General features: G+C 71.3%; 16 protein-coding genes. 7 read left to right on the forward strand and 9 right to left on the reverse strand.

Annotated features, from left to right (window positions below):
- Positions 1-52 precede the first annotated feature (52 nt).
- On the reverse strand, positions 53-3322 hold the full coding sequence (locus ABZ854_RS24570) for a GH92 family glycosyl hydrolase (protein ID WP_361214434.1): 3270 nt from the start codon (positions 3320-3322) through the stop codon (positions 53-55).
- 434 nt (positions 3323-3756) lie between these two features.
- A complete protein-coding gene (gene acnA / locus ABZ854_RS24575; protein WP_361214436.1) occupies positions 3757-6474 on the reverse strand; it encodes an aconitate hydratase AcnA in 2718 nt (905 codons plus the stop codon).
- A gap of 429 nt (positions 6475-6903) precedes the next feature.
- Here acnA and ABZ854_RS24580 point away from each other — a divergent pair, with 429 nt between their 5' ends.
- Positions 6904-8433, forward strand: coding sequence for a UDP-N-acetylglucosamine 1-carboxyvinyltransferase (locus ABZ854_RS24580; RefSeq protein WP_361214438.1), 1530 nt, complete (start codon positions 6904-6906; stop codon positions 8431-8433).
- A 96-nt stretch (positions 8434-8529) separates the two neighbouring features.
- On the opposite strand, the gene ABZ854_RS24585 is transcribed toward ABZ854_RS24580, so the two are convergent.
- The gene (locus ABZ854_RS24585) at positions 8530-9360 is read right to left on the reverse strand and encodes an SDR family oxidoreductase (RefSeq protein WP_361214440.1); all 831 of its coding nucleotides are present in this window, start codon (positions 9358-9360) and stop codon (positions 8530-8532) included.
- On the reverse strand, positions 9342-10334 hold the full coding sequence (locus ABZ854_RS24590) for a DUF2867 domain-containing protein (RefSeq protein ID WP_361214442.1): 993 nt from the start codon (positions 10332-10334) through the stop codon (positions 9342-9344). Before ABZ854_RS24590 ends, ABZ854_RS24585 begins: the two co-directional genes overlap by 19 nt.
- Before the next feature lie 51 nt (positions 10335-10385).
- Here ABZ854_RS24590 and ABZ854_RS24595 point away from each other — a divergent pair, with 51 nt between their 5' ends.
- The 5 genes from ABZ854_RS24595 (at position 10386) to ABZ854_RS24615 (ending at position 16977) form a co-directional block, all read left to right on the forward strand.
- Positions 10386-11000, forward strand: a complete 615-nt coding sequence (locus tag ABZ854_RS24595) for a TetR/AcrR family transcriptional regulator (RefSeq protein WP_361214444.1) — start codon at positions 10386-10388, stop codon at positions 10998-11000.
- Between the two features lie 558 nt (positions 11001-11558).
- Positions 11559-13034: an FAD binding domain-containing protein gene (locus ABZ854_RS24600; RefSeq protein ID WP_361214446.1), complete on the forward strand. Its 1476-nt coding sequence runs from the start codon at positions 11559-11561 to the stop codon at positions 13032-13034.
- The gene (gene xdhB / locus ABZ854_RS24605) at positions 13031-15415 is read left to right on the forward strand and encodes a xanthine dehydrogenase molybdopterin binding subunit (RefSeq protein WP_361214448.1); all 2385 of its coding nucleotides are present in this window, start codon (positions 13031-13033) and stop codon (positions 15413-15415) included. The genes ABZ854_RS24600 and xdhB overlap by 4 nt, the downstream gene beginning before the upstream one ends.
- Before the next feature lies 1 nt (position 15416).
- Complete coding sequence (gene xdhC / locus ABZ854_RS24610; protein WP_361214571.1) at positions 15417-16229, forward strand: xanthine dehydrogenase accessory protein XdhC; 813 nt, start codon at positions 15417-15419, stop codon at positions 16227-16229.
- 244 nt (positions 16230-16473) lie between these two features.
- The gene (locus ABZ854_RS24615) at positions 16474-16977 is read left to right on the forward strand and encodes a nucleoside deaminase (protein WP_361214450.1); all 504 of its coding nucleotides are present in this window, start codon (positions 16474-16476) and stop codon (positions 16975-16977) included.
- 239 nt (positions 16978-17216) lie between these two features.
- Here ABZ854_RS24615 and ABZ854_RS24620 read toward each other — a convergent pair whose 3' ends face one another.
- The 3 genes from ABZ854_RS24620 to ABZ854_RS24630 form a co-directional block, all read right to left on the reverse strand.
- On the reverse strand, positions 17217-18173 hold the full coding sequence (locus ABZ854_RS24620; protein WP_361214452.1) for a hypothetical protein: 957 nt from the start codon (positions 18171-18173) through the stop codon (positions 17217-17219).
- Positions 18174-18348: 175 nt separating this feature from the next.
- A complete protein-coding gene (locus tag ABZ854_RS24625; protein WP_361214454.1) occupies positions 18349-20631 on the reverse strand; it encodes a Dyp-type peroxidase in 2283 nt (760 codons plus the stop codon).
- Between the two features lie 110 nt (positions 20632-20741).
- Complete coding sequence (locus ABZ854_RS24630) at positions 20742-22634, reverse strand: galactose oxidase early set domain-containing protein (protein ID WP_361214456.1); 1893 nt, start codon at positions 22632-22634, stop codon at positions 20742-20744.
- 239 nt (positions 22635-22873) lie between these two features.
- On the opposite strand from ABZ854_RS24630, the gene ABZ854_RS24635 reads away from it, so the two are divergent.
- On the forward strand, positions 22874-23317 hold the full coding sequence (locus tag ABZ854_RS24635) for a hypothetical protein (protein WP_361214458.1): 444 nt from the start codon (positions 22874-22876) through the stop codon (positions 23315-23317).
- A 23-nt stretch (positions 23318-23340) separates the two neighbouring features.
- On the opposite strand, the gene ABZ854_RS24640 is transcribed toward ABZ854_RS24635, so the two are convergent.
- Positions 23341-24909, reverse strand: coding sequence for an MmgE/PrpD family protein (locus ABZ854_RS24640; protein ID WP_361214460.1), 1569 nt, complete (start codon positions 24907-24909; stop codon positions 23341-23343).
- Between the two features lie 97 nt (positions 24910-25006).
- The gene (locus ABZ854_RS24645) at positions 25007-25375 is read right to left on the reverse strand and encodes a nuclear transport factor 2 family protein (protein ID WP_361214462.1); all 369 of its coding nucleotides are present in this window, start codon (positions 25373-25375) and stop codon (positions 25007-25009) included.
- Positions 25376-25432 lie beyond the last annotated feature (57 nt).

A 25432-nucleotide genomic window follows, 5' to 3' on the forward strand; every position in this document is an offset into this window, starting at 1 on the left:
GCCCGGTTCGGGCCCGCCCCCCTCTCGTGTCCGGATCGGGTGCGCGTCCGGGTCAGTCGGTGGCGAGGGTGAAGACGTGCAGGTCGCCGTCGGCCGGGAGGCGTACGCTCGCGATGCTCTTGCCGGCCGGTGCGGTGAACGGCACGGTGGCGAAGACGTAGGTGGCCACCGGGTCCTTGTCGGCGCCCGCGACATTGCGGTACGCGGTCCTGGCGACGACCTCGTTGCCGTACTGGACGGTGCCGCCTCCGCCGCCGACGGTCCAGTCGGTGAAGGATAGGTCGGCGGTGGCGGTGGTGCCGTCGGTGTAGGCGACGGTCGCCTTGGCCTGCTGGTTGCCGTTGACCGCGCTGCCGATGAAGGACAACGCGCTCGCGGGCCTGCTCAGTCGGATGGTCTGGCCGGTCGCGGAGGCGTTGTCCGGGCGGCCGGCGGGCGAGTCCGGCCAGGTGAAGCCGATCCCGTCGACCGTACCGTGGCCGCCCGCGGTGAGGCCGGCCGCGGCGAGGGCCTGGCGGGAGTAGCTCCAGCCGCCGCCGTCGAAGTCCGCCTCGTCGTGCTCGCCGCCGTCGTCGGAGATCCCGGTGTTGTCGTAGGCGGCGAGGAGGGTGCCCGGGGCGGCCACGGTCAGCGACACGGGCTGCTGGTAGGAGCTGTCGCCGGAGGTCACGCTCACCTCGGCGTCGTAGAAGCCCTGGGGGGCGTCCGCGGCGGCGGTGAGGGTGATCTGCTGCGAGCCGTCGGACACCGTGCCCTCGGCGGGCGTGGCGGTGACCCCGGCCGGGGTCCGGACGTGGAAGCGCACCTCGGGCCCGGTGCCGCCGCTCATGGACAGCGCGCGGATGGCGATCTTGGTGCTGTCGCCGGGTGCGAGCGTGGCGGACGTGGGGCCGACACCGATCTGGTACGGCTGCTCGCCCTGCCGGAAGGACGGCGGCGGGGCGTCCGTGCCCCAGGTGCGGTCGGGGGTGGCCGACAGCGTGTAGTCGAGCCGGCCGCCGTCGCGGACGAAGGAGGCCGGCAGCCACGGCCGGTCGCTGCTACGGCCGTTGACGCGCAGGGAGTGGATGTAGGGTGCGTCGGCCGCCGCTCCCTCGGCGCGGATCGAGATGTCGTTGCCCTGCGGACGGTGGATCTCCACCCGCTCGAACAGCGGTGAGGCCAGGACCAGTTCGGCCCGGGAGGGCACCTGCGGGTACATGCCGAGCGCGGAGAAGACGTACCAGGCGGACATGGCGCCGAGGTCGTCGTTGCCGGGGATGCCGCCGGGCTCGGTGGACCACAGCGTGCCCATCGCCGCGCGAACCGTCTCCTGCGTCTTGTAGGGGGCGCCCGCGTAGTCGTACAGGTAGGGCACGTTGATGGACGGCTCGTTGTCCATCCCGGACTTGGTGCCGCCGCTGCCGCTGAACGCCCAGCTGCCGTCGGCGTTGTGGAAGAAGGTGTCGAGGCGGGCGAGCGCCTTGCCGGTGCCGCCCATCGCCGCGAACAGGCCGGCCGGGTTGTGCTGGACCATCCAGGTGTACTGGGCCGCCGTGCCCTCGACGAAGCCGTTGCCGGTGTCCGGGGTGAAGCCGGTCACCCAGCTGCCGTCGGCCTTGCGGTTGGCGATGTACCCGCCGCCCGGGTCGGCCGCGATGTCGAAGTTGTTCTGCCACCACTGGGCGCGCCGCGCGAAGGTGTCCGCCGTCCCCTTCTCCCCCGCCGCGGCGGCGAGTTGGGACAGGGAGAAGTCCGCGGTGGACATCTCCAGGGTCTCGGCGGCGCCGCCCCAGGCGTTGGAGACGCTCGGCATGTAGTGCAGCTTCAGATACTTGTCGAGCGAGGGCCGCTGGCCCGCCGACAGCACGGGCTTGCCGGCCGAGGACAGGTCCGCCGCCGTCGGCACGGTCGCCGCCTTCACCAACGAGTGCAGGGCGCCCTTCAGGTCGAAGCCGGTGCCGCCGAAGGAGCGGATGCCGGCCAGTGCGGTCGGTGAGGGATCGCCGTTCATGACGTGCGTGCCGCTCGCGCCGTGCAGCCAGCGGTCCCAGGTGCCGCCGTTCTGCCGCGCCAGCTCGTACAGCGACTGTGCGATGTCGGAGCCGGTGCGCGGGTCGAGGAGGGTGAGCAGCTGGACCTGGTCGCGGTAGACGTCCCAGCCGGAGAAGGTGCCGTACTGGGCGCGGTGGCCGTGGCCCACCCGGTGCACCTCGCCGTCGCCGCCCCGGTAGCGGCCGTCGGCGTCGCTGATCACGTTCGGGTGCAGCAGCGCGTGGTAGAGGGCGGTGTAGAAGGTGGTGCGCTCGGCGTCCGTGCCGCCGCCGACCCGGATCGCGCCCAGGCGTTCGCGCCAGGCCCGGCGGGCCGCGGTCTCGACCGCGCCGAAGGAACGGCCCTGCGGGTTCTCGGCCTCGAGGTTGGCCTCGGCGGCCCGCTCGCTGACGTAGGAGATGCCGACCTTGACGCCGACGGGGCCGGTGCCGGGCGCGAACTGGACGTAGCCGCCGGCCCCCTTGCCGACGACGGGACGTCCGCCGTGCGAGAAGCCTCCGGTGCCGCCGGACGCCGTGCTCGACCCGGGGCTGAGCGTGTCGTCCTGCCAGGTGCCGTGAGCGGTGAAGGCGCGGTTGAAGCGGGCGGTGAAGTACAGGGTGTAGTAGGAGCGTTGGCCCTCGGGGTCGAGGTAGCCGCAGAAGTTCCCGGAGGTGACGGAACCCGAGACGGTCCGTGTCCGCGGGTCGACGCTGACGGTCGAGTTCGCCGAGCCCACCTCGGAGTTGGCGGTGCGGATCAGCAGCGAGGCGGGCCTGTCCTCGGGGAAGGTGAAGCGGGCGGAGCCGGTGCGCGCGGTCGCGGTGAGGTCGGCGGTGACCCCGGATGCCAGGCCCACCCGGTAGTGGCCGGGCTCGGCCTTCTCGTCGCTGTGCCGGAAGTCGGAGGCGTAGACGGTGTCCTTGGTGTCGCTCGCCGGGGAGGTGGTGACCGCGCCGGCGTACGGGAAGAACGGGATGTCGCCGCTGCCGCCGGCACAGCCGGTGCCGGACATGTGGGTGAGGCTGAAGCCCCGGATCCGGGTGGCGTCGTACTGGTAACCACCGGGCGCCGCCGTACGGGTGGCGTCGCCTCTGGTGTTCTCCGGGCTCCAGGACAGCATGCCGAAGGGCACGACGGCGCCCGGGAAGACGTCGCCGCCGTTCTTCGTGCCGATCAGCGGATCGACGTACGCCGTCGGGTCCTTGACCAGTTCCGGTGGTGGTGCCGCCGTCGCCGCGAGGGCGGGGGTGGCGCCGCCGGTCGCGAGTACCGCGGCCAGCAGCAGGGACGTGGGGCGAAAACGCATGACGCGGCCCTTCCTCCTTCGGACGGGTCGCGCACCACGGGTCACACAAGCCGCAGGGACAGTAACCCGGGCCGGCGGCGGGGCGGAAGACCTCGGCGCGGGGGGCCTTCAACTGGGTTGACATCGTTGTCGGTTGAGGCGGTACAGTCGGGAACGAGAGTGTCAGACAACGTTGTCGCGCCCTGCTCCGCGAGGCCTTCCGGGTGCTCGCGGCCACAAGCCAGCACGACCCGGTCAGGTGGCCGAACCCCTTCACCTGCCCGGCTCGCGGACCCGGTGGCCAGGAGGCTGCCGGGTCCGCCCCGAGTGACCTGTCAGCAAGGCGCGCCGGTGTACAACTTCCGCGGCTAGACCCGGGGGCATGGCACGGCCACGGCGGAGGGCCGCACCCCCGGGCGGGGATGCGGCCCTCGACGACTGCCGTGCCGTATCGCCTACTTGCGGATCAGGCTGCGCAGCACGTACTGCAGGATGCCGCCGTTGCGGTAGTAGTCGGCCTCACCGGGGGTGTCGATGCGGACGACCGCGTCGAACTCGACGCCCGTGTCGGTGGTGACCTTGACCGTGCTCGGCGTGCGGCCCTCGTTCAGCTCGGTGACGCCGGAGATGGAGAAGGTCTCCTCACCGGTCAGGCCGAGGGAGTCGGCCGTGGCGCCCTCCGGGAACTGCAGCGGGAGCACGCCCATGCCGATCAGGTTCGAGCGGTGGATGCGCTCGTACGACTCGGCGATGGCGGCCTTCACACCGAGCAGCGCGGTGCCCTTGGCCGCCCAGTCGCGGGACGAACCGGAGCCGTACTCCTTGCCGGCCAGGACGACCAGCGGGATGCCCTGCTCGATGTAGTTGCGCGAGGCGTCGTAGATGAAGGAGACCGGGCCGCCGTCCTGCGTGAAGTCGCGGGTGTAGCCGCCCTCGGTGCCCGGCGCGATCTGGTTGCGCAGGCGGATGTTGGCGAACGTGCCACGGATCATGATCTCGTGGTTGCCGCGGCGCGAGCCGTAGCTGTTGAAGTCGCGGCGCTCGACGCCGTGCTCCGTCAGGTACTTGCCGGCTGGGGTGTCGGCCTTGATCGCGCCGGCCGGGGAGATGTGGTCGGTGGTGACCGAGTCGCCCAGCTTGGCGAGCACGCGGGCGCCGGAGATGTCCTCGACCGGGGCCGGCTCCATGCCCATGCCCTCGAAGTACGGGGGCTTGCGGACGTAGGTGGACTCGCCGTCCCACTCGAAGGTGTCGCCGGTCGGGATCGGCAGCGCCTGCCACTGGGCGTCGCCCGCGAAGACGTCGGAGTAGGACTTGCTGAACATGTCCTCGCCGATGGCGCCGGCCACGACGTCGTTGACCTCGGCCTCGGTGGGCCAGATGTCCTTCAGGTAGACCGGGTTGCCGTCCTGGTCGGTGCCCAGGGCCTCACGCGTGATGTCCACCTTCATGGAGCCCGCGATGGCGTACGCGACGACCAGCGGCGGGGAGGCCAGGTAGTTCATCTTGACGTCGGGGTTGATGCGGCCCTCGAAGTTCCGGTTGCCGGAGAGGACCGAGGTGACGGCGAGGTCGTGGTCGTTGACGGCCTTGGAGACCTCCTCCGGCAGCGGGCCGGAGTTGCCGATGCAGGTGGTGCAGCCGTAACCGACCAGGTTGAAGCCGAGCTTGTCCAGGTACGGCGTGAGGCCGGCCTTCTCGAAGTAGTCGGTGACGACCTTCGAGCCCGGGGCGAGGGTGGACTTGACCCACGGCTTGCGGGTGAGGCCCTTCTCGACCGCCTTCTTGGCGACCAGGGCGGCGCCGATCATGACGTACGGGTTGGAGGTGTTGGTGCAGGAGGTGATGGCCGCGACCGTCACCGCACCGTGGTCCAGCTCGTAGGTCGTGCCGTCGGGGGCGGTGACCTGGACCGGGTTGGACGGGGCGCCGTTCGGGTGGTTGGCCGGGGCGTCGGAGGCCGGGAAGGACTCCTTGCCCGCCTCGTCGGCCTCGTCGACGTAGTTGCGGACGTCCAGCTTGAACTGCTCGGCGGCGTTCGCGAGGACGATGCGGTCCTGCGGACGCTTCGGGCCGGCGATCGACGGGACGACCGTCGACAGGTCCAGCTCCAGCTTCTCGGAGAAGTCGGGCTCGGCCTTCGGGTCCAGCCAGAGGCCCTGCTCCTTGGCGTACGCCTCGACCAGGGCGACCTGCTGCTCGGAGCGGCCGGTCAGACGCAGGTACTTCAGCGTCTCGTCGTCGACCGGGAAGATCGCGGCGGTGGAGCCGAACTCCGGCGACATGTTGCCGATGGTGGCGCGGTTGGCCAGGGAGGTCGCGGCCACGCCCTCGCCGTAGAACTCGACGAACTTGCCGACGACGCCGTGCTTGCGCAGCATCTCGGTGATGGTGAGCACCAGGTCGGTGGCGGTGGTGCCGGTGGGCAGCTCGCCGGTGAGCTTGAAGCCGACGACGCGCGGGATCAGCATGGAGACCGGCTGGCCGAGCATCGCGGCCTCGGCCTCGATGCCGCCGACGCCCCAGCCGAGGACGCCGAGGCCGTTGACCATGGTGGTGTGCGAATCGGTGCCGACCAGGGTGTCGGGGTACGCCTTGCCGTCGCGGATCATGACGACGCGGGCCAGGTGCTCGATGTTGACCTGGTGGACGATGCCGGTGCCGGGCGGGACGACCTTGAACTCGTCGAAGGCGGTCTGGCCCCAGCGCAGGAACTGGTAGCGCTCGCGGTTGCGGCCGTACTCCAGCTCGACGTTCTGCTTGAAGGCGTCGTTGGTGCCGAACTTGTCGGCGATGACGGAGTGGTCGATGACCAGCTCGGCCGGGGCGAGCGGGTTGATCTTCGCCGGGTCGCCGCCCAGCTCCTTCACGGCCTCGCGCATGGTCGCGAGGTCCACGACGCAGGGCACGCCGGTGAAGTCCTGCATGATCACGCGGGCCGGCGTGAACTGGATCTCCTGGCTGGGCTGCGCCTGCGAGTCCCAGCCGCCGAGGGCGCGGATGTGGTCGGCGGTGATGTTCGCGCCGTCCTCCGTGCGGAGCAGGTTCTCCAGCAGGACCTTGAGGCTGTACGGCAGCCGGGCCGAGCCCTCCACCTTGTCCAGCCGGAAGATCTCGTACGACTCGCCGCCCACCTGCAGCGTGCTGCGGGCGTCGAAGCTGTTCGCCGACACGACAGTCTCCTTCATTGATGTGCGCCTACCACCGTCCATCGTGCCGCCACGCGGGCCTGGCCGAACCAGTAAGGTAAGGCTAAGTTAGGCTACCCTTACCCGGCGGGCGGCTACGGTGCGCCTCGGCAGATATCTCGATGTCGAGATAACTCTAGTACATGGGGGCTGAATGGTCATGCCCGGCCGGGCCCGGGGGTGCGGTTTCGGCGGTGGCATGGACCACAGCGGGGGGGTGATGGCGAGGTGCTCCAGGAACCCCCGAAGGGACAGTTTCGGCACGGCGGCGAGGAAACTCGCAACAGCGGGTGACGGTGGACGAAATGAGGAATATTTCGGATATTCCCCGTGAATCCCTTACCCGGTGACACCGCGTCACCCGAACGGACCCCCCAACGAGCACCATCTCATATCTGAGATAGCCTCAACCCCATGGCAGACGACTACCTCGTACGCATCGGCAGGCTCATCCGTGACGCCCGGCAACACCGGGGCTGGACACAGGCGCAGCTCGCGGAGGCACTCGGCACCAGCCAGAGCGCGGTCAATCGCATCGAGCGCGGCAACCAGAACATCAGTCTTGAGATGATCGCCCGAATCGGTGAAGCCCTGGACAGCGAGATCGTGTCGCTGGGCTACGCGGGCCCGATGCATCTGCGGGTCGTCGGCGGCCGTCGGCTGTCCGGCGCCATCGACGTCAAGACCAGCAAGAACGCGTGCGTCGCGCTGCTGTGCGCCTCGCTGCTGAACAAGGGCCGTACGGTCCTGCGCCGGGTGGCCCGTATCGAGGAGGTGTACCGCCTTCTGGAGGTACTGTCCTCCATCGGTGTCCGCACCCGCTGGATCAACGGCGGGGTCGACCTGGAGCTGGTGCCGCCGGCCGAGCTGGACATGCCGGCGATCGACGCGGAGGCGGCGGTCCGCACCCGCTCGATCATCATGTTCCTCGGCCCCCTGCTGCACCTCGTGGACCACTTCAAGCTGCCGTACGCCGGCGGCTGCGACCTGGGCACGCGGACCATCGAGCCGCACATGATCGCGCTGCGCCGCTTCGGCCTGGAGGTCGCGGCGACCGAGGGCCAGTACCACGCGGTGGTGGACCGCTCGGTCCGCCCGGACCGCCCGATCGTGCTGACCGAGCGGGGCGACACGGTGACGGAGAACGCGCTGCTGGCGGCCGCCCGCCACGACGGCGTGACCGTCATCCGCAACGCCTCCTCCAACTACATGGTCCAGGACCTGTGCTTCTTCCTGGAGGCGCTCGGTGTCCGCGTCGAGGGCATCGGCACCACGACGCTCACCGTGCACGGCGTGCCGAACATCGACGCCGACGTCGACTACTCCCCCTCCGAGGACCCGGTCGAGGCGATGAGCCTGCTCGCGGCGGCCGTGGTGACGGAGTCGGAGCTGACGGTGCGTCGCGTCCCCATCGAGTTCCTGGAGATCGAACTGGCGGTCCTGGAGGAGATGGGCCTGGACCACGACCGCACCCCGGAGTACGTCGCCGACAACGGCCGCACCCGGCTGGTCGACCTCACGGTCCGCCCCTCCAAGCTGGAAGCCCCGATCGACAAGATCCACCCCATGCCCTTCCCGGGCCTGAACATCGACAACGTCCCGTTCTTCGCGGCGATCGCGGCGGTGGCCCAGGGCAAGACGCTGATCCACGACTGGGTCTACGACAACCGGGCGATCTACCTGACCGACCTCAACCGCCTCGGCGGCCGCCTGCAGTTGCTGGACCCGCACCGCGTCCTGGTCGAGGGCCCGACCCGCTGGCGCGCGGCCGAGATGATGTGCCCGCCGGCACTCCGCCCCGCCGTGGTCGTCCTGCTGGCGATGATGGCGGCGGAGGGCACGTCCGTCCTGCGCAACGTGTATGTCATCAACCGGGGCTACGAGGACCTGGCGGAGCGCCTGAACTCGATCGGGGCGCAGATCGAGATCTTCCGGGACATCTGACGCCCCTTCGGGTCACCCGGTTCCCGGGCCGCTGCCCGGCGGACCCGATCCGCCGCGAGGACGCGGCTGGAGCGGGCCGCCGCGGTCGGGCGGCGGTCACGGGATGTCGGGGGCTTCGCCGGCGCGTCGCTCGACGTGGAAGTCGAAGGCCAGCGTTCCGGGGTCCAGGGCCGTCACTCCGCCGTCCACGGTCAGAACGGCACCATTCACGTACGACGCCGCCGGCGACAACAGCCAGGCGACGGCCTCGGCGATCTCACGCGGCTCACCCGGTCGCCCCAGTGGCAGCGGCCGGGTCACCTCCTCGTAGGCGGCCCGGACGCCGCCTCCGCCCAGGTCCGCCTCCTCGGCGAAGCGCGCCATGCGACGGTCGGCCATCTCGCTGCGCACCCAGCTCGGACACACGATGTTGGCTCGTACTCCCTGTCGCCCGTAGTCGACGGCGACCGAACGGCACAGTTGCAGCAGGGCCGCCTTGGACGTGGCGTACGGAACGTTGCTCGTGCCGTTACGCAGCGCGGAGACGGAAGCGACGGCGACCACCGCTCCGCTCGACTCCAGCAGGTGGGGGATCGCCGCGCGCAGGAGCAGCAGAGGGCCGGTGACATTGGTGCGCATCACCATCTCCCAGTCGTCCAGGGACAGGTCACCCACGGTGCCGCCCCGGCCGATGCCCGCGTTGAGCACCACCCCGTCGATCCGTCCGTGGGCGGCCAGCGCCGCTCGGACGAGGCCGTCGGCGGCCCCCGGGTCCCCGACATCCGACGGATGGGCGAGTACGCCGATCTCCTGTTCGAGGCGCCGCAACGGCTCGCTCCGCCGACCGGAGACGACCACCTGGTGCCCGCCTTCGCGGAGCAACCGGGCGGTGGCCTCCCCGATGCCCGAACCTCCACCGGTCACGATGACTACTCGCTCGTCGACCATCGTTTTCCCCGCTCCTCCCCGATCGCCTGCGCCTGCGCCTGCGAGACTAGGCCCCGGTGATCCTTCGCTGACGACTTCGAGCCAGTGGTCCGGGTGCGTTCGCCGGCCGGGGGTGCCGTCAGGGCCATGGTGCGGTGTGTGCGGCGGAGCATGGTGCGGGCCATGAAGGGGTGGACGCGTTTGACCACGGCCCAGTAGAGGCGTGCGCGCGGGCCGTCGGCCTGGACGGCCGTGCTGAGGGTGACGTGGCGGTCGTCGACGAGGATCGAGGCTCGGGCCGTCAGAGCGCCGGTGTTCACGTCAAGGAGCAGTTCGCCGCCCGACCGGGCGAGGACGGGGAAGGTGTTGCGCAGGATGCCCGTCCAGGCCGCCGGGTCGCGTGGCAGGCCGGGCAGGAGTTCCATCCGGTACGCGTCCTCGTAGTCGGTACGGTCGAGGCCCGTGCGGATGAGCCGGGCCGCCGGTGGTGTGGGGACGGTTTCGGGCCGGACCCAGCCGAGTCTGTGGAGCAGGCGTACCCACGGTGACCAGCGTGTGGGGCGGGTGGCGCCGTCGGCCGCCGCGCGCTCGATGTTGTCGAAGATCTCTTCGATCATGGTGTCGTGCAGGGGCCGTATGACGCATGTCCAGGAGAGCCGGACGAGGCCGCGTGCCTGGCATGCGAGGACATGGCGTACCCGGCAGCTTTCCGCGTCGATCGGCGCGACCGTGAACTCGTGGTATCCGTCGAGGCCGCCGCCCGGCGGGGTGTCGAAACGGACTCGACGCCCGGGTTCGTACGCGGTGACGTGGTAGCGGATCCGGCCGTGCCCGCCCGCCGCGCCCACGGCGAGCGGTCCGTCGAGGCGCATGCGCGGCCACGCCGGGGTCGGGAAGAGCGGATCGTCCGCGGCGGAGAGGCCGTCGAGCAGCGTGCCGACGGCCTCGGCGGGGGCCTCGATCATCCGCTCGTGGACATTGCGTATCGCAGTCATCAGCTACCTCCATACGCTACCGTATGGTCGACCATACGGTAGCGTACGGTCATGGCGCAACGGCAGCAACGACAGGACGGGAAAGCCCGGTTGACCGCTCAGGACTGGGCGGACGCCGCACTCGCCGCGATCCGTGAGGGCGGTGTCGCGGCCGTCGCCGTCGAACCCCTCGCGGCCCGGCTCGGCACCACCAAGGGCAGCTTCTACTGGCACTTCGCCAACCGGGACGCGCTGGTCGAGGCGGCTCTCGACCGGTGGGAGCAGATCAGTACCGAGGGCACCATCAGCGAGGCCGAAGCCGAACCGGACCCCGCGGAGCGGATCCGCCGGCTCTTCGCCGAAGCCGTCGCGTCGGCGACGGCCGACCCGCTCGAGGTCGCCCTGCTCGCCACCGCGACGCACCCCCAGGTGGCGGCGGCCATGCGGCGGGTGACCGAGCGCAGGGTGGCCTACCTCGGCCGGCTCTTCGCCGGCCTCGGCTTCCCCGAACCGGAGGCCCGCCGCCGGGGGCTGATCGCCTACACCGTCTATCTCGGCCACGCCCAACTCGGACACGCGGTGCCCTCGGTCCTGCCCCCTGAGGAGGGCGGGGAATTCCGCGCCTACCTCGGCGAGGCACTCGAGGCTCTGATGACGCGTCCTACGCCTCCACCCGCCGATTGGTGATCTCGGGAGGAATGCGGGGGTGTGCCTTTACCCGGTGCATCGCACATGCGATGCGATCGATCCACTGTTCCTCGCAGATGCTGTCCGATCCGAGGAAATCGCGTGGCGTGCGTGCCGGGTCGCCCGGTCGGGTCCCGCGCCGGGCGGGGGCGTCCTGGCCGGTGGGAGGGTGAGGGGATGCGGGTGCCGGGGACCGGTGCCGGCTCCGGACGGACCTTGACCGGTGGGGCCGGGCCATCGTATTTTCAAACGAACCGACTCGAGAGCTGCCCGGAAGGAGGCGAAGTCGGATGTCGATCATCTCCGACCTGCATCGCCTCGCGCAGCGGACCGTCTGGGTCCCGGGTCGTGTCGCACACGGCTGCTGAACAGCCTTTCCCGGAGCGCCCGATGAGGGGCCCCGGTCTTTTCTGATCTCTTTCACCCGTCGGCAGCTCGCCGTTCCGTGCCGATTCCTGCCCGGGTTCTCAACGCTTCAGCCTCGCCACCGAATAAGAAAGCCCCTGAAATGGCGACCAGCATCATTTGTACGCCCGCGCTCCGAAATGAGGATGTGCCATGGTAGCGGCGCGGATCACGGTCAATGGGAAGACGGCGCCGATCGCCCCGGCCGCACCCCATACGACGGTTCTCGACTTCCTGCGTGAGCGTGGCCTCACCGGGACCAAGGAAGGCTGTGCCGAGGGCGAGTGCGGGGCCTGTTCGGTCCTCGTGGCCCGGCCCGGGGTGAACAAGCCCACCGACTGGGTGGCGATCAACGCCTGCCTGGTTCCGGTGGCCTCCCTCGACGGTCAGGAGATCGTCACCGCCGAGGGCCTCGCCACCCCCGGTGAGGCCGGTACGGCGCCCACCCTGCACCCGGTGCAGGAGGAGATGGCGGTCCGCGGCGGCTCCCAGTGCGGCTACTGCACGCCGGGGTTCGTCTGCAGCATGGCCGCCGAGTACTACCGGCCCGGCCGGTGCGCGCACGCCGGCGAGGGCGCCGAGCCGGCCGACGGCGGTGACGCCGAGCACGGTCCGAACGGGTTCGACCTGCACTCGCTGAGCGGCAACCTGTGCCGCTGCACCGGGTACCGCCCGATCCGCGACGCCGCCTTCGCCGTAGGGGAGCCCACCGAGGACGACCCGCTGGCGCTGCGCCGTGAGGAGGCCGCGCCCGAGCCGGTCGCCACCGAATACGCCCAGGATGACAGCGTGTTCGTACGGCCGGACAGCCTGGCCGAGGCGACGGTGCTGCTGCGCGAGCGGCCCGACGCCGTCCTGGTCGCCGGCAGCACCGACTGGGGCGTGGAAGTCAACATCCGGGCACGGAGGGCGAGTTGTGTGATCGCCGTCGACCGGCTGCCCGAACTGCGCGAGCTGCGCGTGGAGCCGGACCACATCGAGATCGGCGCGGCACAGACGCTCACCGAGATCGAGCGGCGCCTGGACGGCAGCGTGCCGCTGCTGGCGGAGCTGTTCCCGCAGTTCGCCTCCCGGCTCATCCGCAACAGCGCCACCCTCGGCGGCAACCTGGGTACCGGCTCCCCCATCGGTGACAGCCCGCCGGTGCTGCTCGCCCTGGAGGCGTCGCTGGTCCTCGCCGACGCCGACGGTGAGCGCGTGGTCCCGCTGGCCGACTACTTCACCGGGTACCGGCAGAGCGTGCGCCGCCCCGGTGAGCTGATCCGCGCGGTGCGCATCCCGCTGCCGCTGGCCCCGGTCACCGCCTTCCACAAGATCGCCAAGCGGCGCTTCGACGACATCTCCAGCGTCGCGGTCGCGTTCGCGCTGGACATCGAGGACGGCGTCGTCCGCAAGGCCCGTATCGGACTGGGCGGCGTGGCCGCCACCCCGATCCGCGCCCTGGCCGCCGAGGCGGCGCTGGAGGGCAAGCCGTGGGTGACCGAGACCGTCGAGGCCGCGGCCGAGGTGCTGCGGGCCCAGGGCACCCCGATGAACGACCACCGTGCCAGCGCCGGCTACCGCGCCGCGATGCTCGGCCAGAGCCTGCTGAAGCTGTACGCACAGACCCCTGAGGCGGTGTCGTCATGAGCCATCTGTCCGAGCGTCCCGAGAAGCCCGTCGTCGGTGTGGCGATGCCGCACGAGAGCGCCGGCCTGCACGTCACCGGCACCGCGCTCTACACGGACGACCTGGTGTACCGCACCAAGGACGTCCTGCACGCCTACCCGGTGCAGGTGATGAAGGCCCACGGCCGGATCACCGCGCTGCGCACCGAGCCGGCGCTGACCGTGCCCGGTGTGGTGCGCGTGCTGACCAAGGCCGACGTGCCCGGCGTCAACGACGCCGGCATGAAGCACGACGAGCCGCTGTTCCCCGACGAGGTCATGTTCCACGGCCACGCCGTCGCCTGGGTGCTCGGCGAGACCGTCGAGGCGGCCCGGCTCGGTGCGGCGGCCGTGGAGGTGGAGCTGGACGAGCTGCCCTCCCTGGTCACACTGCAGGACGCCATCGCGGCGGACAGCTACCACGGCGCCCGGCCGATGATGGTGACCGGCGACGTCGACGCCGGCTTCGCCGACTCCGCGCACGTGTTCAGCGGCGAGTTCCAGTTCTCCGGGCAGGAGCACTTCTACCTGGAGACGCACGCCTCGCTGGCCCAGATCGACGAGAACGGGCAGGTGTTCATCCAGAGCAGCACCCAGCACCCGTCGGAGACCCAGGAGATCGTCGCGCACATCCTGGGCGTGCCCTCGCACGAGGTGACGGTGCAGTGCCTGCGGATGGGCGGCGGCTTCGGCGGCAAGGAGATGCAGCCGCACGGGTTCGCGGCCATCGCCGCGCTCGGCGCCAAGCTGACCGGCCGCCCGGTCCGGTTCCGGCTCAACCGGACCCAGGACCTGACGATGTCCGGCAAGCGGCACGGGTTCCACGCCCAGTGGAAGATCGGCTTCGACGCGGAGGGCCGTATCCAGGCGCTGGACGCCACCCTGGTCGCCGACGGCGGCTGGAGCCTGGACCTGTCCGAGCCGGTGCTGGCCCGCGCGCTGTGCCACATCGACAACACGTACTGGATCCCCAACGCGCGTGTCGCCGGCCGGATCGCCAAGACCAACACCGTCTCCAACACCGCGTTCCGCGGCTTCGGCGGCCCGCAGGGCATGCTGGTGATGGAGGACATCCTGGGCCGCTGCGCGCCGCTGCTCGGCCTGGATCCGATGGAGCTGCGGGAGCGCAACTTCTACCAGCCGGACCAGGGCCAGACGACACCGTACGGCCAGCCGGTCACGCAGCCCGAGCGGATCTCCGCCATCTGGCGGCAGGTGCAGGACGACGCGGGCATCGCCGACCGCAAGCGCGAGATCGCCGCCTTCAACGCCGCGCACCCGCACACCAAGCGGGCGCTGGCTATCACCGGCGTCAAGTTCGGCATCTCGTTCAACCTCACCGCCTTCAACCAGGGCGGCGCGCTGGTGCTGATCTACAAGGACGGCTCGGTCCTGATCAACCACGGCGGCGCCGAGATGGGCCAGGGCCTGCACACCAAGATGCTGCAGGTGGCCGCGACCACGCTGGGCATCCCGCTGCACAAGGTGCGCCTCGCCCCGACCCGTACCGACAAGGTGCCCAACACCTCCGCCACGGCGGCCAGTTCGGGCGCGGACCTGAACGGCGGCGCGGTGAAGAACGCCTGTGAGCAGCTGCGCGAGCGGCTGCTGCAGGTGGCCGGCACGCAGCTGGGCGCGAGCGCCTCGGACGTGCGCATCGTCGAAGGTGTCGCGCGCGCCCTGGGCAGCGACAAAGAGCTGGCCTGGGACGACCTGGTGCACACCGCGTACTTCCAGCGGGTGCAGCTGTCGGCGGCCGGCTTCTACCGTACCGAGGGTCTGCACTGGGACGCGCAGGCTTTCCAGGGCTCGCCGTTCAAGTACTTCGCGCACGGCGCCGCCGCGACCGAGGTGGAGGTGGACGGCTTCACCGGTGCCTACCGCATCCGGCGGGTGGACATCGTGCACGACGTCGGCGACAGCCTCTCCCCGCTGATCGACATCGGTCAGGTCGAGGGCGGTTTCGTGCAGGGCGCGGGCTGGCTGACCCTGGAGGACCTGCGCTGGGACACCGGCGACGGCCCGAACCGAGGCCGGCTGCTGACCCAGGCGGCGAGCACGTACAAGCTGCCGAGCTTCTCGGAGATGCCCGAGGAGTTCAACGTCACGCTGCTGGAGAACGCCACCGAGGAGGGGGCGGTGTTCGGCTCCAAGGCGGTCGGTGAGCCGCCGCTGATGCTGGCGTTCTCCGTGCGGGAGGCGCTTCGGCAGGCCGCGGCGGCGTTCGGGCCGGCCGGTGTCAGCCTGGAGCTGGCCTCCCCGGCGACCCCGGAGGCCGTGTACTGGGCGGTCGAGGCGGCCCGCTGCGCCGGCGCCCACGAGGGCGGCGGGGTCCCCGCCGCCGATGCCCTGAGCCATGCCTGACATGACCTGGGTCGCCGCGGTCGCGCGGTTGCGGGCCCGCCGGGAACCCGGCGTACTCGTGACCGTCGCGGCCGTGCGCGGTCACGCGCCCCGCAAGGCCGGCGCCAAGCTCGTGGTGGGCCGGACCGAGACGTGGGGTTCCATCGGCGGCGGCAACATCGAGGCCGTCGCGATCGACCGGGCCCGCGAGCTGATGGGCGCGCCCGGTCCGGAGCCGGAGCTGATGGAGTTCAAGCTCAACGACAAGGTGACCAACCGGCACGGGGTGCAGTGCTGCGGCGGGGCGGTCTCCGTCCTGCTGGAGCCGCTGCCGGTGGTGCCGGCGGTCGCGGTGTTCGGCGTCGGGCACGTCGGGCTGGAGCTGGCCCGCATCCTGGCCCGGCACAACCTCGACCTGCACCTGGTCGACAGCCGGCCCGACATGCTCACCGACGAGCGGCTCGGGGTACTGCTCTCGGACGCGGTCGCCGAGGTCCGGGTGCACCACACACCGCTGCTCCCGGAGGAGGTGCTGGAGGAGCTGGCGCCCGGCACCCACGTCCTGATCATGACGCACGACCACGCGGAGGACGCCGCGCTGGCGGACGCCGCCCTGCGCACCGACGGGCTCGGCTCGATCGGGCTGATCGGCTCGGCCGCCAAGTGGGCGCGGTTCCGGCACCGGCTGGCCACCGAGGGCGGCCACGACGACGCCGCCATCGACCGGATCAAGACCCCGATCGGGCTGGACGGCATCACCGGCAAGGAGCCCGCCACGATCGCGGTGAGCGTCGCGGCGGACCTGCTGCGGACCTTCGAACAGGCCGGCCGCTGAGCGCTGCCGCCCGGCCTTTGTAGAAGTCTACGAATCCCCGGTTCCAGCCTGCGGGGTTTTCAGTTTTTCCACCCCTAGCTGACACCCCTCGTTTACCTGTGTACTCCTCACACAAGCAACGAGTCGAGCAGCGAAGCTGCGGGCACCCGCGAGGCCGTGGTGCCCCACTTGTCGCCCCGCGAGCGGTGTCCCGCACGGCAGAGCATCCGGGGAGATCCCCACCGTATTCCGAGAAGGAGTGACCGTGACCGCGCACACCCAAGAGACCAGCCTCCAGGAACTGCAGCACGCCTGGATGGAAGAGGCGATCAGAGTGGCCACGAACAGCGTGAAGAACGGCGGCGGTCCGTTCGGCGCCCTGATCGCCAAGGACGGCGAGGTCGTCGCGCTGGGGAACAACCAGGTCACCGCGACCCTGGACCCGACGGCGCACGCCGAGGTCAGCGCGATGCGGGCCGCCTGCAAGGAACTGGACACCTTCTCGCTGGAGGGCTGTGTCCTGATCACGTCGTGCGAGCCGTGTCCGATGTGTCTGTCCTCGGCGCTGTGGGCGCGGGTCGACGCGATCGTGTACGCCGCCGACCGGCACGACGCCGCGGTGGCCGGTTTCGACGACCGCAAGTTCTACGACCTGTTCGACAAGAAGCCCCAGTCGATGTGGCCCACGCGGGTCGAGCACCTGGACCTGCCGAACCGCACTGCGCCGTTCGACGCGTGGCTGGCCAAGTCGGACCGCATCGACTACTGAGCATCGGCTCCTGAGCGCGATGTGCGGCTGATCTGCGGGTGTCACTGTGCGTGAGGGGCTGGGCCGGAACTTCCCGGCCCCTTCGCACGTTACGGAGAACGACCTGATCGTTCGATGTGTGACACGGCGGCGGAAGTCGTCGGGGGAAGTGGGCAAGCCATGGCCATGGCAGCGGAACGGGAGCGCCTGCTGTGGGCCTGGACGGGCTGAACCCGGCCGGGGCCGTCCTTGTCGGCGGGTCAGACGCCCGCCCCCGCCCTTCGTTGTGCCTGTTCGAACTCGGTCACCGGGTCGCCCGCCGTCTGCCAGGGCCAGGCGGTGACGATGCCGCCCAGGGTCTCGAAGACCGGTCGGGCCTCGTGGCGGCGGTCGGCGGCCATCAGGGCGTAGGCGAGGAGGTTGAGGTCGGCCGTCGCGCCGGCGTGGCGGAGGAAGCCGGGCTGGGCCCAGCCGTGCGCGGCCCGGTCGAGGGCCGCCGCGGCAGCGGTCTGGGACCAGTGGTTGCGGGCCACCAGCGCCTCGAATCCGCCTCGGGCGAGCACCGCGTGGTAGTGCAGGACCTGCGCGGTCAACTCGATGCCCGCGCAGGGTGCGTTGGCCGGCATGCGGGCGCGCAGGGCGTCCACGAAGTCCAGGACCTGGATACGGGAGCCCGCCTCCTCCGGGGTGAGATAGCTCAGCATGTTGAGGTACGCCTCGCGGTTCCAGCGGTCGCGGGCGAGGATCTCGTTCCAGACGCCGAACACCTGGGGCTGCTCCCAGCGTTCGAGGCGTGCCACGCCGAGCAGGGCCACCCAGGGGGTGGGGTCCTCGGGGGCGATGTCGGCGGCCCGCAGGCAGGCGTCGACGGCGCCGGACGCGTCCTCCATGCCGCCCTGGGTGCGGCCGTGTGCCACCTGGGTCCAGGTGTGCAGGACGAGTGCGCTCGCGTTGCGGGGTTCCCGGGTGGCCCAGGCCCGCGCGAGCTGGGTGGCGGAGAGGTAGTCCGCCAGCACGGACATGCGGTGGCTGCGGCGGTCCCAGTCGTCCGCGTCCTGTGCCAGGAGCCGGGATATCTGGGCCACGCACAGGTCCGTCGTCGCGATCATGCCGGTCTTCGTCGTCGCCAGGAGGGACTTCAGGAGCTTGCCGAGGTCCTGGTCGTCGAGTTCGGGGGCGAGCCGCACTTTTCTGCGACGGCCGGAAAGAAATGCCATGTCCGGAGGCTAGAGGGGACACCGGCTCGCACAAGGGATGAAGAACGATCGTTATGGGTTACCCGTCTCATTCCGGGTTACCCTCTCGTACCGCGAGACGCCTGCTCGCGGGCTGTGCGGTACGTGGCCCCGGCATCGCGTACGACTCCGGGGCCACGGCCGGGGGAGGCGGACGTCAGCCCCGGCGGAACCAGGGGGTGTTGGGCCGGTCCTCGCGGACCAGGGTGTCGGGGTGCCCCGCACCGTCGGCGATGGAGACGACCCGGTACTGCCGCTCGTGGAAGAGCCAGCACCAGGTCTTCCCGCCGGTGCGGAACCTGCCCGGCACGGTCACGAAGGTGTCGGCGCGGGTGACGCCCCGGAAGGAGACCCACTTGGTGAGGTCGCGGTCACCTCGGTCCATGCCGTCGGCGTGCTCGCTGCCGTCGGCGACGGAGACGAGCCGGTAGCGCTGGCCCTGCGGGGTGGTGTGGAAGAGCCAGTACTGGGACCTGCCGCCGGTCCGCTGGAGGTCGGGCACGGGCAGGACCGCGTCGACGTGGGTGACGCGGACGTCCCCGCCGAAGGAGTTCCAGGTGGTGAGCGGCCGGTCGTCGCCGACGCGCCGGCTGCTGTGCCGGGCGTCGTGCGCGATGTTGATCCGCCGGTGGACCTGGGTGCCGTTCACGGTGTGGAAGAGCCAGTAGCTGCTCTCGCCGTTGAGGTCCTGTTCGTCGGGGACGGGCCAGAGTGCGTCGACCCGTTCGACCCCGGCCAGCGCCGGCCAGGTGGCGAGGGCGGCGCCGGAGCCCAGGACGGTGCCGGTGGCGTCGTCCGAGCCGGTGGTGAGCTGGTCCGGCCGGTCGTCGCCGGCGCTGAGGACGCGAACCGTGCCGCCGGAGAAGGCCCAGTACCGGCCGGGCACGTCCGGCCAGGGCAGGATCTCGTCGACCGGCTCCGACTCGGCCCGCCGGCCGCCCTCGTTGGTGTGCTGTCCCCTGCCCGACACCTCCGCGCCGTCCAGCCGGCCCTCGCCGAGCTTCTGAAGCGTGGTCAGTGACGGGGTGAAGGCGTAGAGGGAGCCCTCGGTGTGCACGAAGGGCTGGAAGTGCAGCTTGGTGGTCGTACGTTCGCCCTCGGGGGCGGTCTCGAAGGCCACGTCCCCGTCACCGATCTTGCTCAGCTCGCCGCTGACCATGGGGTCCGGGCCGGGCATCGGATCGCGGTCACGCGGGAAGTTCGACGTGTTGATCCAGTTCCGCTGCATGAACTCGAACTGCCGCACCAGGTCGGCCTGGTAGCAGATGAACACCAGGCCGCGGGGTTCGTCGGGCCCGCCGTTCTCGGAGGAGGGGTCGAACGGAGCGCCGTAGGGGATGCCGCGGCGGATGATGCGCCGCCGGTCGAGGAACTCCTTCTCGTCGACGAGTTGTCCGTCGTCGATCAGCCCGTCGCGCGGGTTGGTCTTGCGCAGGTGGGAGAAGAGCGGGGTGGTGAGGCCGTCGGGATCGTGCGCGTAGCTGATGGCGTTGTCGGGGTCGATGTTCGGATCGCGGGTGGCGTCGGGGTGGTTGGCGACGGACGCGCCGCAGCGCCAGCGGCCGACGAGCCGGGAGGCGAGCCATTCGCTCGTGGTGTCCGCGGGCACCGCCTTGGCGTTCTTCAGCTTCTGCAACTCGGTGGTGACCTGCGCCCACCAGCCGGGCACGTCCTGGGCGAGCCGCCGTACGACCTGGAAGGAGCCGTTGCGCATCCACTCGGGCACACCCTCGGGCAGGGCGGCGCCCGCGGCGCCGAGCACGAAGAGGTCGGCGGGGAGGAGGTGGCCGCCCTCGGGGTCGTCGTCGATGCCGTCGACGGCCGGTTCGCTGACGCCGTCCTTGAATCCGAAGTGCTCGCGGCCGCGCCGGGTACCGGGCAGGGTGGCGCCGGACTGCGGGTAGACGATCACGAGGCCGGCGCGGGTGGCGGCCTCGCTCTGGCGCCTGAGTTCGCCGTCGTGGTCGTCCTTGCCGTCGGCGGCGATCGTCAGCACGGCGTGCACGGGCTGGTTGTGGCCGGCGCCGAACATCCAGCGGGCGGACTTGCTGCAGTCGACGTCGCCGAGGACCTCGGAGCGGCGGGCCGCGCCCTGCACGAACGCGCCGATGGTGCCGCGGCCCTTGTTCTCGGGCAGCAGGTCCTGCTTGCCGGTGAGATGGGCGATGCCGGGGTAGGTGAGGCTGAGGCCCAGCCAGGTGGCCTTCAGGGTGGCCGGGTCGGCGCCCATGGAGTTGCGGCGGGCCTCGCTGAACTTGGCGTTGAAGGCGGCGACCTGCTCGGTCGTGGCCAGGCGCGGGGCCAGGTCCGTCAGCCAGTTCCGGGCGGCCGCCGGGTCTCCGAACTGCAGGAACAGCAGGGTCATGTGGTCTTTCTTGAACCCAGCGAGGATGTCGCCCTGGATCTCGGTGCTGTCGCGCAGCGACAGGGGGGTTGCCATGGTTCTCCCTTGGTGGTGGGGGGACGGGGACAGCGGGAGTGGCCCGGAGGGGTCCCGGGCGGCCCGTGGGCGGGGCCGCCCGGGCCGGGCGGCAGGGGAAGGCCGGTCGGTCAGGAACCGGGGCGCAGGTGCACCCACTTGGCGATGCTCGGCACGCCTCTGCTGTCGAGGAGGAAGAGCAGGTAGTAGCCGGGAGGGGCGTCCTTGGCGGACTGCGGGGTCCTCAGCCGCAGCGTGTTGCCGGCCGTCTGGGTGATCTCCAGCTCAATGCGGCGCTGGCTGGTGTCCACGGAGTGGGTGGAGGTGACCGGCGCCATCAGTACGGCCTTGTCGATCAGGTCCGGGGTGTCGGAGTCGACGTCGAAGGTGTCGTCGTAGCCGACGGGTCCGCGCGGCACGCTGGTCAGGACGGGCCGGGTGCCGCCCTGGTGGAGGTACGGCGGCTCGTAGATCTCGATGGTGCCGTTCATCCCGGACGTGATGTTCGGGTTGTTGGCGATCTCCTGGAGTTCGTCGCCGGTGATCATGATGCGGCCGTCGGGCAGCAGCACCGCGTTGGAGTGGTAGCCGCGGGGCAGCCGCTGTTCGGGGCCGGACCGCCAGGTGCCGTCGGTGCCGCGGATCTCGGTCTTGCGCCAGAAGTCGTCCGCGTTCGGGTTGTACTGGCCCTTTCCGTAGTCGCGGATGTCGAAGGCGCCGTTGACGGTGAAGAGCCGCCCGTCGGGGAAGATCAGCGTGTCGTCCTGGGTGCGGCCGAAGGCGCGTGAGGTGTCCTCGGTCCAGCGGCCGTCGGAGAACTTGTACGTCTTCGGGTCGTTGCGGTCGCCGCCCAGGATCAGCGCCGAGTCGGGGCCCTGACCGGGGGTGGGGTTGGGCAGGGCGACGGCGGAGCCGTAGTTGCGCATGCCGCCGCCGGGGCGGTTGCGCAGGGGCTGACTGCTCTCGCTCCGGGGGTCGAAGACGAACTGCTCGTCGTAGTTGCGGCCGAAGCCGTAGATCTTGCCGTCCCGCAGGGAGAACAGGTGCGGGTAGTCGGTGGAGTACTCGGCGTCGATCGGCCACCGGTCCAGGGCCTGGCCGTTCGGGGCGGTCGAGCGGTCGTACGACACCGGGGTGTTCTTGGCGGGGAAGCGTTCGATGCTCTTCGAGAGCTTGCCCCAGCCGATGTCGCCGTGGCCGGAGGTGATGAACTGCCGGCCGTCGGCGCCGGTGACGACGGACGGGTACCAGCGGCCCTCGGCCATGTCCTGCTGCCGGTACCAGGTCTCCTTCCACGGGTCGAACACCAGGGCGAGGTGGGCGCCGGTGCCGTGGTTGCCGCCGAGGTTGCCGCCGAAGATGCCGACCATGCCGTTGGGCAGGTAGGAGTGCCCGGCGCAGAAGATCGGCGCCGCCCGGGACTCACCCAGGCCGTCGTCCATGATCACATTCGGCGGCGGTACGGCCTTGAAGGCGTCGGGGCCGGTGCCGCGGGCGGGGTCCCAGACGTAGGCGCGGCCGGCGTTGTCCCGGCCGATGACCTCGGTGGGCGCGGTCTCCTTGTTGGGGCTGTCCTCGACGGACTCGAAGGAGAACAGCAGCACCTTGCCGGTGGGCAGCAGGGCGACGTGGTCACCGAAGTCGGGGCTGGAGAAGTACTCGGCGAACCGGCCGGACTGCGCGGCGCTGAAGGCGGCGTTGTACGCGGCCTGCGAGTTCGCGTGCTCGTTCAGGCTGCGGGTGCGCAGCGGCTGCGGGTACCCGCGGTCGACGGCGGCCAGGCCGATGCGGTCCCGGGCCAGTTGCTCGGCGCGGTCCCGGCCCAGGGCCTTCACCTCGGCGGGGCGGACCTCTTCGGCGAGCCGGTCGTGGCCGATGCGTACCCCGTGCGGGAGGGGGTCGACGCCGCGGGTGGCGTGCGGGGACGAGCCGAACGCGGCGGGGGCGGTGACGGAGAGGACGAGCGCGGCGCAGCCGGCGGCGAACGTCCACCTCCTCGGGCGGGGGATCCCTCTGCGGGTCATGGGACTCCTCGGGGCAGCACGGGGCGCCGGAGCGCGCGCGGAAGGCAGCACCCGGCGACCACGTAGAGTGACGGAATACCCGCAGTGAATCACACAATGTAGCGATTTAGAGGCGCTTTCTCGAAAGATTGACCGTTTTACCCCGATAGGCGGTAACGCTGCGTGTTCGATACGAGGAGGTGGGGAAGGGCGGCTCCAATGGTCGGACCCGTCCCCTCCCCCCTTCGAGGAGCCCCAGCATGACCGCACCACGCGCCTCACTCGCCGCCGCGGCGGCCCTGGCCCTGCTCGGCTGCGCCGCCGCCCCGGCCGTCGCCGTCGCCGACCCGCCGCAGCCGCCCCGCGAGATCAACGGCAAGGTCGTCCCCGGCGGTGCCGACGGCACCCCGCACGAGGTGATGTGCCCCGCCATGCAGCACGCGTACGGCGGCGGGTACGAGCTGACCGCCTCCCGGCCTGGCACCCGGCTGTCCGAGGAGGCCGCCGACGTCCTGGAGAACCGCCCGAACGACCACGCCACCGGCTGGATCGTCGCCGTGCACAAGTCGACCTGGTGGCGTGCGCAGCAGGGGCCGAAGCCGCACGGCGGGAAGCAGGACGGCAGGAAGTGGCACGACGCGGGGCCGGCCGACCTGACCATCCACGTCAGCTGCTCGGACGACGTGATGACGCACGGCGCCTGACACCGTCCGCCGGGGCGGGAGGCTCAGTCCAGGAACGCCGTCTCGATCCAGCGGCGCACCGCGCGGGGGCGCATCCGGTGCAGGCCGCCGACCGTGTCGGCGACCTGCGGTGCGCCGCCGACCGACAGGAACTTCTCCCGCACCAGATCGGCGTGGGCGGCCCGGGTCTCCGGGCCGGCCGCGCCGACCGGGATCAGCCGGGACCGGGAGACCGTACGACCGTCCGTCAGCCGGACGGTGACCCGGGCACCGGTCGCCTTGGTGGACCGGGAGAAGTCCCGGTCGTCCGACTGCAACGCCCCGATCAGGTCGACGAGTTCGTCCCCGCCGAACCCGCGCAGCCAGGGCACGGCCTGCTCCCCCGCCTCCCGCACCGCCTCGCCGAACGGGGCGTCGGACAGGAACAGTTCGCGGGTCATCTCGGTGTCGTGCTCCAGCCTGATCCGCTGGGCCAGCGCCCAGCGGTCGGGGTCGTCCAGGTGCGGGGAGGAGAAGTCGTCCACCGAGAACTCGCCGGTGAGCAGGGTGGTGGCGACCGGGTAGGGCACGTCCAGGACCAGCGCGCCGAGCGGGGAGCCGGGGCCGGTGACGTAGCGGGCGGCCCGCTCCCCCGCGAACAGCGTGTAGAGGGAGGCCTCCACGACGACCTCGGCGACGTCCCGGGGCCGCAGGGCGCCGAGTTCGCGGTGGATCTCGGCGGCGCAGTCCACGGCCGCGTCGATGCCGGGGCCGCCGGGGTGCATCTTGAACGACAGGGTGTCGGTGTGCCAGCGCCGGCCGAGCCCCTTGGCGACCGCCTGCGGCAGTGGCACGGTCGCGAACCGGGCCAGGAAGCCGTCGCCGTGCTCGATGATGTCCGGCGCGCCGCGCAGCCCGGCGTGCGCCGCGTCGCAGGCGTCCATCGCGGTGCGCACCGGGGTGAAGGTGTTGAACAGCCGGGCGTCGCTGGCCAGGAAGGCCCGCATCAGCGGCCAGTTGGGCATGGCGAAGGCCAGCCCGAAGGCGTTCTCGTACAGGGCGGCCGGGGCCCGGTCGCAGTGCAGCCGGCCGGCCACCGCGCCGGCCAGGTGGGTGTGCACGGCGCTCTGGCCGCGCAGCGGCCCGAGGGTCGCGGAGGCGGTGATGCGGGCGGCGCACTCGTTGGCCGCGACGACCGCGGTGAGCAGCGACAGCCCGTCCAGCTGCCGGGCGTAGGCGAAGGCGAGGGGGACGGCGACCGTGGAGTTGGACAGGTGTCCGGCGTACGCGGTGTCGTCCAGGTTGAGCCAGGACCCGAGGGCGGCGAAGACCCCGGCGGCCTGGCGCGGGTCGCGTTGCATGGGGTGCCCGAAGGCGGCCACCAGCTTGCGGCCCAGCGGGTGCTGGAGGCCGGCCCGGATGGAGGCGATCTGGGAGAGCACCTGACTGGCGGCGAGCTTCAGCACTCGGCAGGGGATGTCCTGGGGGCGCAGGGTCGCGGCCCAGTGGGAGAGTTCGCGCAGCGGGGTGTCGAGGGGCGCGCGGCCCTTCCGTGGTCGGGGCAGGGCGGCCGCCTGGTCGGCCCAGCCGGCGCACAGTGCCCGGGCGACGCTCTCGCCGAGGACAGCGGTCATGGCGTTTCCTTCCTGCCTTCTCGGCGCGTGCCGTCGACCGGGGGCACACGACCGCGGGAGCACCGTCGCCCCGGTGCTCCCGCGGTGTGTGTGGGGATCAGGCGGCCGGGACCTTGTCCAGGAAGCCGTAGACGGCCTTGATCTTGCCGTGCTCGTCGGTGACCAGGACGTCGAACCCGATGGCGATGGGCTCGGTGCCCGGCGCGGTCACCAGGCCCCACTGGAAGCGGGCCTGGTTGTGGTGGGCGTCGACGGCGCCGTGCAGTTCGAAGGACAGGCCCTTGAACTGGTCGCGGGCGCCGGCCACCACGGCGGCGAAGCCCTCGGGGCCCTCGACCGCGGCCATCGGGTCGATGTACGGCGCGTCGGCGGTGAACAGCTCGGCGATGGCCGCGGCACGCTTCTCGGCGTCCGCCTCGTTCCAGATGTCGAGGTACTGGGTGACGGTGGTGGTCAGGTCGCTCATGCGGGCCTTCTCCTCGTGTGCTGCGTGTCGTGCATTGCTGACAGGTGGCTTGGAATG

It is taken from the genome of Streptomyces sp. NPDC047028 (assembly GCF_040644095.1).
Classification (GTDB): Bacteria; Actinomycetota; Actinomycetes; order Streptomycetales; family Streptomycetaceae; genus Streptomyces.